Here is a 13,746-nt window from a genome sequence, read left to right as displayed (position 1 = left end):
CCGATATGCTCAATGGCCCGGAAGCCCTGCCGCGAGAAGCCTGGTACGAACTGCTTGAGGCGGCCCGCGGCCACTGCGTCGCTTGACGCGCTTGTTTCACATCCAATGCCAATAATGACAAGGAACGACCTATGACGCCGGTGATTGCTTTCGGTGAAGCCTTGATTGACATGCTCTCCAGCCGCTTGGGCGACGACACGGGGCCAGAGACCTTCACCCCCTACGCAGGCGGTGCGCCAGCCAACGTGGCGGTGGCCTGCGCCCGGTTGAGCGTACCCAGCCAGTTTCTGGGCATGGTCGGTGACGATACCTTTGGGCACTTTCTGATCCGTGAGCTGCAAAGCCACGGCGTGGACACCCAAGGCGTGGTGCTGACCCGGGAGGCCCGCACGGCGCTGGCCTTCGTTTCCCGAGACAGCCATGGCGAGCGCACTTTCGACTTCTACCGCCCACCCGCCGCCGACCTGCTCTACCGCCTGGAGCACCTGCCCCACGGCGTGTTCGAGCAGCCTGCCATCGTGCACCTGTGCAGCAACAGCCTGACCGACCCGGAAATCGCCGACACCACCCTGGCCATTGCCGCCATGGCCAAGCGAGCGGGCTGCCTGGTAAGCGTGGATGCCAACCTGCGCCATAACCTGTGGGCGGACGGCTCGGCGGATGTGTGGCGGGTCACCGAGCTGATCGATAGCGCCGAGCTGGTGAAGGTCTCGCTGGAAGAGCTGGACTACCTGCGCGGCGACCATCCCAGGCAGGCGTGGCTCGCCGAGCGCATGGCCGCCGGTGTGAAAGTCATCGTGATCACTGACGGCCCCCATGACGTGGTGCTGAAAGGCGTTGGTATCGAGCAGACCATCACCCCGCCCAGCGTGACGGCCGTGGACACCACTGCCGGTGGCGATGCCTTCATTGGCGGCCTGCTGGCGGAGCTTTCCCGGCTCGGCATCCGCACCAACTGGCATCAGGACAGCGCGTTTCTCAGCCGCGCGGTGGACATTGCCTGCCGCTGTGGCGCCCATGCCGTGACCCGACCCGGCGCGTATGCCGCCCTGCCCACCCACGCCGATATCGAAGCCCTGCGCGGCTCCGCAGGCTAGCCCTCAGCATCGCCGAGCAGTCTACTCGGCGACGCTCTGAGTGAGGCCTTCCATGATCGCCACCCGACCGCTGGCCAGGTTCAGCGTGATCGGCTGACGGCGATGATCCACCAGGCTCACCTGGCTGATGCTGCGCTGCTCGGTGGCGCCCTCGATCAACATTTCCAGCGTTCCGTGATCGCACCACCAGAGGATCTTGACGGTCAATCCATCGACGCTGCCCGCCGCATGGTCGCAGGCGAAGTGCTCATCGAAGGCGGCCTGGCCGTTACTGCCCTGGCGCGCATAGTGCAGCGCCGTCTGCGTTTCGCCTGCCGACAGCCATAACTGCTGCTGGTAGCCCTGCTGCAGCGAGAGCGCCAGCCGCGTCCCCGGCTTCAGCGTCAGGGTCATCTGCCCTTGCACGGCCGTGCCTTCCGGCAGGGCGATACAGTGCTCCCCCACCGTTTGCAGCGAGCGAGGCGAGAGATGGCGGGGGGCGCCGAGCGCTCGAGCCGCCTCACGGGTGAAGCGCTGATATAAGCGCACGCCGCGATGCGTTGCGCGCAGCGCAAGCTCCCTGGGCAGACTCATGGTGCCCCGCCAGCCCGCTTCAGGGGCATGGTTGGCGTACTGCCAATTGTTCAGCCACGCCAGCGCCAGCCGCCGCCCAGGGGTATTCGACCAGCTCTGCACCGCGTAGAAGTCCCGCCCTTCGTCCATCATCAGCACGCTATCCGGGGCGTTGTCATTGGTGAAACGCTGGCCGTCGAAATCACCCACGAAGTACTGGGTAAACGAGCCAAACGGGTTATCCGGCGTAGCACCAATGCCTACCACCAGCACCCAACGCGACGCGGGCTCATGGGGCTCGGCGCCTTCCACCGGTAGCTCGAACAGGTCCGGGCACTCCCAAGGGTGCTGGGTGTGCGCGCCCTCGCCCGCCCCAAAAGCGCTGGCAAACTGCCACGCCAGCAGGTTGGTCGAGGTATAAAAGTGAATCTCCTGCCCGCAGGCCAGCGCCATCACCCAGCGCTGGCGGGGGGCATGCCACACCACCTTGGGGTCGCGAAAATCCTTGAAACCGGGCGGCGGCAGGACGGGATTCCCCGCATAGCGCTGCCAGGTCCGCCCCTTGTCGCGGCTGTACGCCAGGCACTGGGACTGCTGGTAATCCTGTGGGTCATCGGAGAGCACCTTGTGGCAGGTATAGAACGCCAACAGCCCAGGCTTGCCATCGAACAGCCCCGTGACATCGTGCTCATCCACCACGGCGCTGCCGGAAAAGCAGGCCCCTTCTTCATCGGGCGCCAGCGCAATGGGCAAATGCTGCCACCGGCACAGGTCACGGCTGACCGCATGCCCCCAGTGCATCGGCCCCCACTCGGTCCCCAGGGGGTGAAACTGATAAAACAGATGGTACTCGCCTTCGAAAAACACCAGCCCATTGGGATCGTTCATCCAGCCCATCGGGGGAGTAAAATGCACCACAGGCCGCTGGGGCTCAAAATCCGCTAACGTCATGCTTAAACCTTAACTTAATCGGTCAACTTAATCGTTTAAGTTAGCGTATCACGACTCCCCTCCATGCGTACTCCTTGCCTTTAGCCGTAAGCATAAAAAAAGCCCGAGCATGGCAACATGCTCGGGCAAACGTCCTGCTCACATGACCCGACATCAGTGAAGCAAGTGACGAGAGTGCTCGGTACGGTATTACGATGTTAGCTGGCTACCCATCAGTGATGGAAACGCTCGGCGGCCTGACGGGCCAGTTCGCGGATGCCGTCCCAATCTTCGGCGTCGACCATGGCTTTCGGGGTCAGCCAGGAGCCGCCGACGCACATCACGTTGGGCAGCGAGAGGTAGGATTCGGCATTGTCCACGGTGATGCCGCCCGTGGGGCAGAAACGCGCTTCCGGGATCGGCGCACCGAACGCCTTGATTGCCTTGGCACCGCCGCTGGACTCCGCGGGGAAGAACTTGAAGCGGCGGTAGCCGTACTGCCAGCCGGTCATCAGCTCGGAAATGGTAGAAACGCCCGGCAGCATGGGCACCGGGCTCTCGACGCCGTAGCGGTACAGCGCCTCGGTGGCCCCCGGCGTCACCACGAAATCGGCGCCGACCTGTTCGGCCTGGCGGTACTGGGCAGGCGTGAGCACCGTGCCGACACCAATGCTGGCCCCCGGCAGGGCTTCTTTCATGCGCTTGATGGCTTCCAGCGCGCAGTCGGTGCGCAGCGTCACTTCCAGAACGCTCAGGCCGCCCTCTACCAGCGCACGGCCCAGCGGCACGGCATCCTCGATGCGCTCGATGGTAATGACCGGAATGACTTCGGCCTTCAGGCAAATACTGTCCAGCTCGGCGGTGCGCGTTGAGGGTAACTGTTTATCGATGGTCATCAGTGAATCTCCAAGCAAATTGTTATTGGCGAAGGCCTGCCGTCAGGGCGCCCAGTAGATCGCCAGCGGGCAAGATAAAAAGGCGCGAATCGGCAGTGTCCGAACGTCGTCACCACTCATGGCGTTGGCCAATACGGCACGCTTGTCATCGCCGGTAATGTGCAGAATGTGGCGTTTTGCCTGATGCAGGCGGTCCGCCGAGAAGGTAATACGCGGCTGCGGCTGGCTGGGGGTGCGCACGGCAACCAGCGGCTCGTCGGTGGAGAGCGCCAGCCCCAGCTCCTGGCTATCCGGGAACAGTGAGGCCGTGTGGCCATCTCCGCCCATGCCCAGAATCACCACGCTGGCGGGCCAGGCAAGCCCTGCCGTGGCCTCGGCCACGCTGGCTACGCCCTCTTCCGGCGTGCCGTGCGCCGAGGTCAACGGTACGAACGTAGCCGCTGCTGCCGGGCCTTGCAGCAGGTTGTCGCGCACCAGTTTGGCGTTGCTGTCGCTGCTCTGCTCATCCACCCAGCGTTCATCGGCCAGGGTGATGTCCACCCGCGCCCAGGCCAGCGGCTTTTGCGCCAGCGCTTTGAAAAACGGCACCGGCGTCGAACCGCCCGATACCACCAACAGGGCACGCTCCTGGTGCGTAAGGTCGGCCGCCAGGGCTTGATAAACGGCTTCTGCCAGCTGCTCGGCCAGCGCTTGTCGTGTAGTGCTCATCTCAATAATCCTCGTACCAGCTGCGGCCGTCCTGGGTGATCATGGCAATCGAGGCCACCGGCCCCCAGGAGCCTGCGGGGTAGCGGCGCGGCGGGGTCTCGCGTGATTTCCAGCCGTCGATCAGTTGGTCGCACCAGCGCCAGGCGTGCTCCACTTCATCGCGCCGCACGAACAGGTACTGCTGGCCTTTCATGACTTCCAGCAGCAGACGCTCGTAGGCATCCGGGATACGTGATTTCGGGAAGGCATTGTTGAAATCCAAATGCAGCGGACCGGGGCGCAGGCGCATGCCCTTGTCCAGGCCGCTATCCTTGGTGAGTACCTGAAGGGCGATGCCCTCTTCCGGCTGCAGGCGAATGATCAGCTTGTTGGAAGCGATGCCACGCTGGTCCGGGTCGAAGATGTAGTGCGGCTGCTGGCGGAAATGAATGACGATTTGCGACAGCTTTTCCGGCATACGCTTGCCGGTACGCAGGTAGAACGGCACGCCCGCCCAGCGCCAGTTGGACACTTCGGTCTTCATGGCCACGAAGGTTTCGGTCTGGCTCTGGGTGTTGGCGCCCTCTTCTTCCAGGTAGCCCGGCACGGCCTGGCCATCGCTGGTACCGGCAATGTACTGGCCACGCACCACGTCGCGGCCCAGCGCTTCGCCGGTAAACGGCTTCAGCGCCTTGAGCACTTTTACCTTCTCATCACGGATGGCATCGGCATCCAGATTGGAAGGCGGGTCCATGGCAATCAGGCAGAGCAGTTGCAGCAGGTGATTCTGCACCATATCACGCAGCTGGCCCGCGTCGTCGAAGTAGCCCCAGCGCCCTTCGATACCGACCTTTTCGGCCACGGTGATCTCGACGTGAGAGATGTGGTTCTGGTTCCACTGGGTGCCGAAGAGCGGGTTGGCAAAGCGCAGGGCAATCAGGTTCTGAACCGTCTCTTTACCCAGGTAGTGGTCGATGCGGTAGATGCGGGACTCGGGGAACACGGCACCAATGGCGTCGTTGATCTCTTCCGACGACGCCAGGTCATAGCCAATCGGCTTCTCGACGATCACCCGGGTGTCGTCATCCAGGCTGTTGCTGGCCTGGAGATTGTGGCAGATATCGCCATAGATCCGCGCCGCCACGGAAAGGTAGACCACCATGGGGCGCCGTGCGCCTTCACGCCATTGGCGAAGTGCGTCGTAGCCGTCCACTGTGGTGAAGTCGAGCTTCAGGTACTCCAGCCGTTGCAGGAAGCGCTCCATGCTGGCCTTGTCCTGCTCGTCCTTTTTCAGACGCTTTTGCAGCGCGGTGCTGACCAGCTGACGAAACTCGGCCGTGTCGTGCTCCTGACGCGCCAGCCCCATGATCCGCGTGCTTTCGGGCATTAAGCCTTCGCGGTCAAGATGATACAGCGCAGGGAACAGCTTGCGCATGGCAAGATCACCAAGTGCCCCGAACAGCGCGAGATCTATCGCGTGATTGGGGTCGCCTAGCGGTGCATGTGACTGGCTCATCTCAGCTCCTGTTTATAATTAGGTGATCCAACTTATGTAGTTAGATTACCTAAAATCTATCTGATAACGGGCATTATACGCAATATTTCGTGTAATTTTACTACAAAAAAATCGCCGTGGCTGCTTTTCCTGTCAGGCGGTGCCTGTAGTGCTCGGCCCTACGCCCCCGACATACGCCATCCTCCTCCCCCGCAGGGAGGAGGCGGCGCACCACCAGATTGGCGAGGCTGGCATGACAAGGCACGGGCTGACAGCATCGTGCACGACAATAACAATGGCATTACACGAGGTATGCACATCATGGCAATGAATCGCATCTTTTTCACGCCGCTATTGGCCACGGCCTTCGCCGCCGGTCTCTCCGCTCCCGCGCTGGCCTTCGAGGAGGACCGCCTGACGATCTGGATGGGCGACAACAAGGGGCAGGAAGGCATTCGCGCAGTGGCCGCGCAGTTTCTGGAAGAGACCGGCATCCGGGTAGAGGTGGTGTTTCCGGACAACCTCACCGACCGCTTTCAGCAGGCGGCGGGGAGCGGTCAGGGGCCGGACATCGTCATCTGGGCCCACGACCGCATGGGGGAATGGGCGCAAAGCGGCCTGCTCCGGCAGGTATCCCCCAGCAGCGCGTTCCGTGAAGGGTTTTTCGATTTCACTTGGGAAGCAGCGCTGTGGAACGGCGATACCTATGGCTACCCGGTTTCCGTGGAGTCCCTTGGCCTGATTTATAACAAGGCGTTGGTGGATACCCCGCCTGATAGCTTCGCGGAACTGATCGAACTGGACGCCACCCTGGCCCCCGAGGGCAAAAAGGCCATCCTGTTCGACTACAGCGAGCCCTATTATGGCTGGACCCTGCTGGCCGCCAACGGCGGTTACCCGTTCAAGCAAACCGATAGCGGCTATGATGTCAGCGACATTGGGGTCAACAATGCCGGTGCCCTGCAGGGAGCCGAGCTGCTGGTGGAGCTGATCGATAGCGGCGTGGTGCCCCGGGGCACCGACTACAACCTGATGGATACTCGCTTCAACCGGGGCGAAGTCGCCACCATGATCAGCGGCCCCTGGGCATGGCCCAACCTGGAACGCAGCGGCATCGATTATGGCGTGGCGCTGCTGCCCCGGGTAGGCGACGAGCGCGCCCGACCGATGTTTGGCGTGATGACCGCGATGATCAACTCCGCCACGCCCAACGACTTCCTGGCGGTGGAGTTTTTGGAGAACTACCTGCTGAGCGAAGCGGGCATGCGCACCTTCAACAGCGACGGTTCGCTGGGCGCAGTGGCTCATATCGATTACCAGGCAGAGCTGGCGGACAACCCCAACATTGCCGCCACGCTCGACAACGCCGAAGTGGGCATGCCGATGCCCAACATTCCTGAAATGGGAGCCTTCTGGGCGGCCATGGAGCCCGCGCTGCAGAACATCGGCAGCGGGCGCCAATCGCCCCAGGAAGCGCTGGATGCCGCTGCTCGCCGGATGCGCCAGTAGCCACTCTTTTGCCCTTGCTGCCCGGCGGTGTAAGCGCCGGGCAGCCTTCAGGAAGCCATCATGTATACCACCAACGCATCTCGTGGTCTGCCCCGCCACCGCTCTCGTCATCTTGCCGAACGCTACACCCGCTGGGCTCTGCGCGGCGTGATAGCGGCCCTGGTCATCGCTCTGCTCTGGCTGGTGCTGGCCTTTCATTTGAACGGGCAGTGGATGTTCGCACTGCTGTTTCTGCTTCTCGGCGGCTCGCTGGGCGTGGTCTTCACCAAGCGTTCGCTGATGAGCCACCGCTATATTTTCCCAGCCGTGGCAGGGCTGGGGGTGTTCGTCATTTTTCCGCTGATCTACACCTTCGGGATCAGCTTCAGCAACTACAGCTCCACCAACCTGCTCTCGGAAGAGCGGGTGCGCAGCCAGTTGATGAGCCAGACCTATCAGGAGGACGATGACGCTTTCGATCTCACGCTTTATGCCGAAGGCGACCTGGTGCGTTTGCGGCTGGAAAACGAGCGCCAGCGCTGGATGTCATCACCGCTAAACCTGGCCAATGTGGAGTCTCGCCAGCTGGGCCTGCAGGCGGCCAGTGACGCCCCCACCGCAGACCCGCTGCCCATGCGCGACATCATTCAAGCGCGCGGTGCCCTGCAGGGGCTACGCCTGATCACTCCCGAAGGCACCGAGCTGCGCATGGCCGGTATTCGCCAGTTTGCGCCCATGCTCGACCGCTACGAGGCCCGGGAGGATGGCACGCTATACGACCGCCGAGACGACCGCGTGCTGACACCGAACCACACCATCGGCTTTTTCGTCGCCGACGATGGCCAGCGCATCACTCCGGGCTGGCCGGTCAACGTGGGCTTCTCGAACTACACGCAAATCTTCACCGACCCGGACATTCGCGGCCCGTTCATGCAAATTTTCGTGTGGACCTTCGTGTTTGCCAGTCTCACCGTGGTGTTCACCCTGGCCGTGGGCTTCGTGCTGGCCTCCCTGCTGCAGTGGGATCAGCTACGCGGCAAAGCGATATACCGCACGCTGCTGATTCTGCCCTACGCCGTCCCGGCGTTCATTTCGATTCTGATTTTCAAGGGCATGTTCAACCAGCACTTCGGTGAAGTGAACATGATTCTGGATACCCTGTTTGGCGTGCGGCCCGAGTGGTTCACCGACCCGTGGCTGGCCCGCAGCATGCTGCTCATCGTCAATACGTGGCTAGGCTACCCCTATATGCTGCTGCTCTGCATGGGGCTGATTCAGGCGATCCCTCGGGATTTGTACGAAGCCTCGGCGGTGGATGGCGGCGGCCCGATCAGCAACCTGTTCCATATCACCCTGCCGCTGATCATCAAGCCCCTGACGCCGCTGTTGATTGCCGCCTTTGCGTTCAACTTCAACAATTTCGTGCTGATTGCGCTGCTCACGGGTGGCAACCCGGACATTCTGGGGGCCAGCACCCCGGCGGGCACCACGGACCTGCTGGTGAGCTACACCTACCGCATTGCCTTCCAGGATGCCGGACAGAACTTCGGCCTGGCGGCCGCCATTGCTACGCTGATTTTCCTGCTGGTGGCCGGTATGTCGTTGCTCAATTTGCGCCTTTCCAAAGTGAAGGTCTAGGAGGTTACTGATGGCCATGGTTCAACCACGCTCCGTGGGCGTTCGCCGCCTGGGAGCACATCTGGCACTGATCTGTTTCGTCTCGCTGATCGTGTTTCCGCTGCTGCTGGTGATCTCGATCTCGTTTCGAGAGGGCAACTTTGCCAGCGGCAGCCTGATCCCCGAGAACGTCTCGTTGGAGCACTGGTCACTGGCGCTGGGTATCCCCTAGGAGCGCGCCGATGGCACCGTCGTGCAGCCGCCCTTCCCGGTGCTGCTGTGGCTGTGGAACTCCATCAAGGTGGCGGTGGTGTCGTCGGTGCTGATCCTGATGCTGGCCACCACCAGCGCCTACGCCTTTGCGCGCATGCGCTTCAAGGGCAAGGAGCCGCTGCTCAAAGGCATGCTGATTTTTCAGATGTTCCCGGCGGTGCTCTCGCTGGTGGCGCTGTACGCGCTGTTCGACCGGCTGGGGCAGTTCGTGGGCTGGCTGGGCATCAACACCCACGGCGCACTGATCGTGGCGTCGCTTGGAGCGGTGGCGCTGCATATCTGGACGATCAAGGGCTACTTCGAATCCATCGACGGCTCGCTGGAAGAGGCCGCCATGGTGGATGGCGCCAGCACCTGGCAGGCGTTTCGCTACATTCTGCTGCCGCTCTCGCTGCCGATCCTGATGGTGGTATTCATTCTGGCGTTCGTGATGAGCATCATGGAGTACCCCATGGCGTCGGTACTGCTGGTGGACGAGCACAAGCTGACCCTGGCCGTGGGCGCCCAGCAGTACCTGGCCGACCACAACCAGCGCTGGGGTAACTTTGCCGCCGCGGCGGTGCTATCTGGCCTGCCGATTACCGTGGCCTTCCTGATCTGCCAGCGCTGGATCATCGGCGGCCTGACCGCTGGGGGTGTGAAGGGGTAGGCGCTTACTCCACGTATCTATTTCCTCGCTTGAGCGGTTTGCTCATGACCGGCGCCGGATGGGGCCGGTTTTTTGTCTAAAAATATAATTTTTAGGCAAATTTTACGGACATTTTTTTATTGGCATGGTGAGATAGCGCTCTCACTACCAAGGTAATTTAGAGCGGAATTAAATGGCCACCTTCCCGAGCGCGCGTTATTACCGAGACACTTACCGACACTGGGCACAGATTTTTAAGATCATGGCGGTATTGTGGCTAGTCCTGGCTATTTTCATGACGCTACCGTTGGCGGTATTGGTGATTGAAAGCGACCCTGATGCACCCGCTTTCATCGTATCGTTGCTGATTGTGTTAAGCGTGACCTTGACGACTTGGGCGCTCACCCGCCATGTCTCGCTCGAGCTCAAACCCTGGCAAATGTTCATTCTCACCGCGGGCAGCTGGGTGAGTATTAGTGGTTTTGCCAGCCTGCCGCTAATTTTGGGCGCTCCACAGCTGAGTTTCACCAACGCTGTGTTCGAGTCGGTTTCAGCGATCACCACCACGGGCTCTACCGTGCTGGTGGGTATCGATGACCTCTCGGATGGCTTGAAACTGTGGCGGGGCCTCATGCAGTGGATGGGCGGCATCGGCATCATTGTCATGGGCATTGCCATTCTGCCGTTTCTGAAAGTAGGCGGGATGCGGCTGTTCCATACCGAGTCTTCGGACTGGTCGGACAAGGTCATGCCCCGCACCGGCGGCATTGCCAAAGCGACGCTGTCGATCTATGTGATCCTGACGCTAACGGCCATGGTCAGTTACTGGCTTGGCGGCATGCAACCACTGGATGCCATCGTGCATGGCATGACGTCGCTTGCAACAGGGGGCTTTGCCAACTCGGATGCTTCCTTTGGCGCCTACGCGGAGCAGCCTTGGCTACTGTGGATGGCCAGCTTTTTCATGCTCTGCGGCGCGCTACCGTTCGTGCTGTATATCCGTTTTATCCGCTCATCACGCAGCGCTTTATGGCAAGACCAACAGGTCCGGGGGCTTCTCAAACTACTGTTGGCGGCCATCGTCATCCTGACCGCCTGGCGCGTCTTGCAAGGCGACGACTGGTTTGTCTCCCTCACCCACGTCACCTTCAACGTCATGTCCGTGGTCACCACTACCGGCTATGCGTCGGATGACTATACGCTGTGGGGTACACTGCCGATTGCAGCTTTCTTTTACTTGACGTTCATTGGCGGCTGTAGCGGTTCCACCAGCGGCGGCATGAAGATCTTCCGCTTCCAGATCGCCATGCTGATGCTGCGCAATCAGCTACGCTACCTGATTCATGCCAACGGCATCTTTACCACTCGCTACAACCAGCAGCCGGTCACCAGCGATATTTCACGCAGCGTCGTGGCCTTCTCGTTCTTTTTCTTTATCACTATTGCCGTATTGGCATTAGGGCTTGCCGCGCTGGGGCTGGACCTGGTGACGGCGCTTTCGGGCGCCGCCACGGCGGTGGCCAACGTTGGCCCTGGCCTAGGCGATACCATTGGTCCATCAGGCAACTTCGCCACACTGCCCGATGCAGCCAAGTGGCTTTTATGTGTGGGCATGCTGATGGGCCGCCTGGAGATATTAACGGTCGTGGTGCTGATGACCTCCATGTTCTGGCGGCGCTAACGGTGAACAAGATGCCAGCATTTCGCCTTCCTGATCAGCGCGAGTCAGCCTTGGTGCTCGGTACTAGCGGTGCTGCGCTGCTGGCCGCTTGGTGGTTGCACAGCTGGCTCGCGCTGGCCAATTTATCGCTGATTTTTTTAACGGCCGTGCTTGCCTGCGCCGTTCTGGCCAGTAGCTATGCTGCTTTCATGAGTGCGCTGGTGAACTTTGTAGCGTTTAACGTTGGCTTTACCGAGCCGTACTTTTCATTGGCAGTGTCTGAGCGGGAGCAGCTAGTCACACTGCTGTTCTTTTTGTTAATCGCGCTGGTGGTGGGTCGTATCGCGGGCGTTAGCCGCGAGCGTATGCTGGCGCTGAATGCCTCTCGGTTGGCGGAGGAGCAAGAGCGCTTACGCTCGGCCCTGCTCGCCTCGGTATCTCACGATTTACGCACGCCTCTCGCCTCGATTATTGGTGCCGCAAGCTCCCTGCGCACGCTGGATGCGCAGCTCAGCCAGCAGGACCGCTTTGCATTGCTGGACGGCGTTCTCAATGAAAGCGAGCGCCTGAACCGCTACATTCAGAACTTGCTGGACATGACACGACTGGGCCACGGCGAATTGGCGATCGAGCGCGACTGGGTCAGCGTCGATGATCTGGTGGCCTCCGCTCGTCGGCGTCTTACGGGTGTACTGACGCATATCAACGTGCATCAGGCATGGGATGGCGAGCTGCCACTCCTGAACGTTCACCCTGCCTTGATCGAGCAGGCGCTGGTCAATGTACTGGAAAACGCGGCGCGATTTTCGCCGCCTAACGGAGTAATCGCCATCGCTGCGTCTACCGACCCTCGCCATACCACGCTCACACTCACGATCACCGATGAAGGGCCCGGCATTCCCACCGCCATGCGTGAACGAGTATTCGAGATGTTTTTCACCGGCAACGACGGTGACCGTAGCCTGCACGGCACAGGGCTGGGTCTCGCCATTTGCCGTGGCATGCTGGGTGCCCATGGCGGCACGGTGGCAGCGGCGGATGGACCCAATGGGCACGGCACGCAAATCATCATGACGCTGCCTCTCTCGCCCTCTATTCAGGAGCCGAGCGATGACACCTGAGTCCGCCCGCATACTGATCGTCGACGACGAGCCCGCGATTCGTCAGTTCTTACGCATCAGCCTGGGGTCACAAGGCTTTTGCATCTGCGAAGCCAGTACAGGGTCTGCTGCTCTGCATACCGTGCGAGAGCGCTTGACGACTGAGCCCATCGATCTGATTTTGCTGGATTTGGGGCTGCCCGATATCGACGGCCATCAGGTACTCAGAACGCTGCGCCAGCAGGTCGGCATCCCGATCATCATTGTCTCGGTACGTGGTCAGGAAGCAGAGAAGGTGCGCGCCCTGGACAGCGGTGCGAATGATTATGTCACCAAGCCTTTTGGCATTCAGGAGTTGCTCGCCCGCATCCGCGCTCTGCTGCGTCAGCATCCGCCGACCATTGCGCCACCACGTTATCAGTGTGGCGCGTTAAGCATGGATATAGCTGCCCACCGGGTGACACTACACGGCGAAACGATCCATTTGACCCGAAAAGAGTTTGCGGTGCTGCAACAACTCATTAGCCAGGCTGGTCGTATCGTGACGCAAACCCATCTGCTGCGCACTATCTGGGGGCCAAGTCATGAGGACGACACCCACTATTTACGTATTGTGATTAGCAAGCTGCGCCAGAAACTGGACGATGACCCCCAAGCCCCCAGTCTACTGCAAACCGAGCAGGGAATTGGTTATCGGCTGTGCGTTGAGTTTGACCATGAGGACATGAGCGAATGAAGATTATCATTCTCGGCGCCGGCCAGGTCGGCGGCACCCTGGCGGAGCACCTTGCCCGCGAGGAAAACGACATCACCGTCGTCGACACCGACGGCGCCAGGCTACGCGAGCTGCACACCAAGCTGGATATCCGCACGGTGACCGGTGCGGGCTCCTACCCCATCGTGCTGCGCCAGGCAGGCTGCGAAGACGCCGACATGCTGATCGCGGTGACCAACACCGACGAGATCAACATGATCGCCTGTCAGGTGGCCCACACGCTGTTTCGCACTCCCACCAAGATCGCGCGGGTACGCTCCACGGCTTACCTCACCCGCAAGGGCCTGTTTGCCCACGAAGCCATTCCCATCGACGTCTTGATCAGCCCGGAACAGGTGGTGACCGACCACGTGCGCCGTTTGATTGAGCATCCCGGCGCCCTGCAGGTGCTGGAGTTTGCCGGGGGGCTGGTGCAGCTGGTGGCGGTAAAAGCCTTCTACGGCGGCCCGCTGGTGGGCCAGAACCTCGCTTTCCTGGGCAAGCACATGCCCAACGTGGAAACCCGCGTCGCCGCCATCTACCGGCGCAATCGACCGATCATCCCCCAA

At 61.2% G+C, this 13,746-nt stretch carries 11 protein-coding genes and 1 pseudogene; 8 read left to right on the top strand and 4 right to left on the bottom strand.

Annotated elements, in window-relative coordinates; all coding sequences use genetic code 11:
• The first annotated feature begins 131 nt into the window (after positions 1-131).
• On the top strand, positions 132-1,097 hold the full coding sequence (locus B7L72_RS00630; protein ID WP_081191993.1) for a carbohydrate kinase family protein: 966 nt from the start codon (positions 132-134) through the stop codon (positions 1,095-1,097).
• A gap of 21 nt (positions 1,098-1,118) precedes the next feature.
• Here the strand turns inward: B7L72_RS00630 and B7L72_RS00625 are convergent, their stop codons facing one another.
• The 4 genes from B7L72_RS00625 to zwf all read right to left on the bottom strand — a co-directional run bounded on the left by B7L72_RS00625 (position 1,119) and on the right by zwf (position 5,678).
• Positions 1,119-2,600, bottom strand: coding sequence for a glycoside hydrolase family 32 protein (locus B7L72_RS00625; protein ID WP_081191991.1), 1,482 nt, complete (start codon positions 2,598-2,600; stop codon positions 1,119-1,121).
• A gap of 212 nt (positions 2,601-2,812) precedes the next feature.
• The gene (locus B7L72_RS00620; RefSeq protein WP_039179577.1) at positions 2,813-3,475 is read right to left on the bottom strand and encodes a bifunctional 4-hydroxy-2-oxoglutarate aldolase/2-dehydro-3-deoxy-phosphogluconate aldolase; all 663 of its coding nucleotides are present in this window, start codon (positions 3,473-3,475) and stop codon (positions 2,813-2,815) included.
• 42 nt (positions 3,476-3,517) lie between these two features.
• Positions 3,518-4,183: a 6-phosphogluconolactonase gene (pgl, locus tag B7L72_RS00615; RefSeq protein WP_081135047.1), complete on the bottom strand. Its 666-nt coding sequence runs from the start codon at positions 4,181-4,183 to the stop codon at positions 3,518-3,520.
• A gap of 1 nt (position 4,184) precedes the next feature.
• Positions 4,185-5,678 carry a glucose-6-phosphate dehydrogenase gene (gene zwf, locus B7L72_RS00610; RefSeq protein ID WP_081191989.1) on the bottom strand — a complete coding sequence of 498 codons (1,494 nt, stop codon included), beginning with the start codon at positions 5,676-5,678 and terminating at the stop codon, positions 4,185-4,187.
• Positions 5,679-5,978: 300 nt separating this feature from the next.
• Between zwf and malE the strand changes: the two genes are divergently transcribed.
• The 7 genes and pseudogenes from malE to trkA all read left to right on the top strand — a co-directional run.
• A complete protein-coding gene (malE, locus tag B7L72_RS00605) occupies positions 5,979-7,166 on the top strand; it encodes a maltose/maltodextrin ABC transporter substrate-binding protein MalE (RefSeq protein ID WP_081192027.1) in 1,188 nt (395 codons plus the stop codon).
• Positions 7,167-7,226: 60 nt separating this feature from the next.
• A complete protein-coding gene (malF, locus tag B7L72_RS00600) occupies positions 7,227-8,783 on the top strand; it encodes a maltose ABC transporter permease MalF (RefSeq protein ID WP_016914204.1) in 1,557 nt (518 codons plus the stop codon).
• Between the two features lie 10 nt (positions 8,784-8,793).
• Positions 8,794-9,684 (top strand): annotated as a pseudogene (gene malG / locus B7L72_RS00595) (maltose ABC transporter permease MalG).
• A 172-nt stretch (positions 9,685-9,856) separates the two neighbouring features.
• Positions 9,857-11,344, top strand: coding sequence for a TrkH family potassium uptake protein (locus B7L72_RS00590; RefSeq protein WP_081191987.1), 1,488 nt, complete (start codon positions 9,857-9,859; stop codon positions 11,342-11,344).
• Positions 11,345-11,355: 11 nt separating this feature from the next.
• Positions 11,356-12,444: an ATP-binding protein gene (locus B7L72_RS00585; RefSeq protein WP_081192025.1), complete on the top strand. Its 1,089-nt coding sequence runs from the start codon at positions 11,356-11,358 to the stop codon at positions 12,442-12,444.
• On the top strand, positions 12,434-13,159 hold the full coding sequence (locus B7L72_RS00580) for a response regulator (protein WP_081191985.1): 726 nt from the start codon (positions 12,434-12,436) through the stop codon (positions 13,157-13,159). The genes B7L72_RS00585 and B7L72_RS00580 overlap by 11 nt, the downstream gene beginning before the upstream one ends.
• Positions 13,156-13,746 (top strand): Trk system potassium transporter TrkA (trkA, locus tag B7L72_RS00575; protein WP_081191983.1); only part of this gene is annotated, 591 nt, incomplete at its 3' end. The genes B7L72_RS00580 and trkA, both read left to right, overlap by 4 nt.

The organism is Halomonas sp. BC1, from assembly GCF_002078135.1.
GTDB classification, from domain to species: Bacteria; Pseudomonadota; Gammaproteobacteria; order Pseudomonadales; family Halomonadaceae; genus Vreelandella; species Vreelandella stevensii.
Note: the sequence above shows the minus strand (reverse complement) of the source record. Positions and strands in the feature narration are given on the sequence as shown.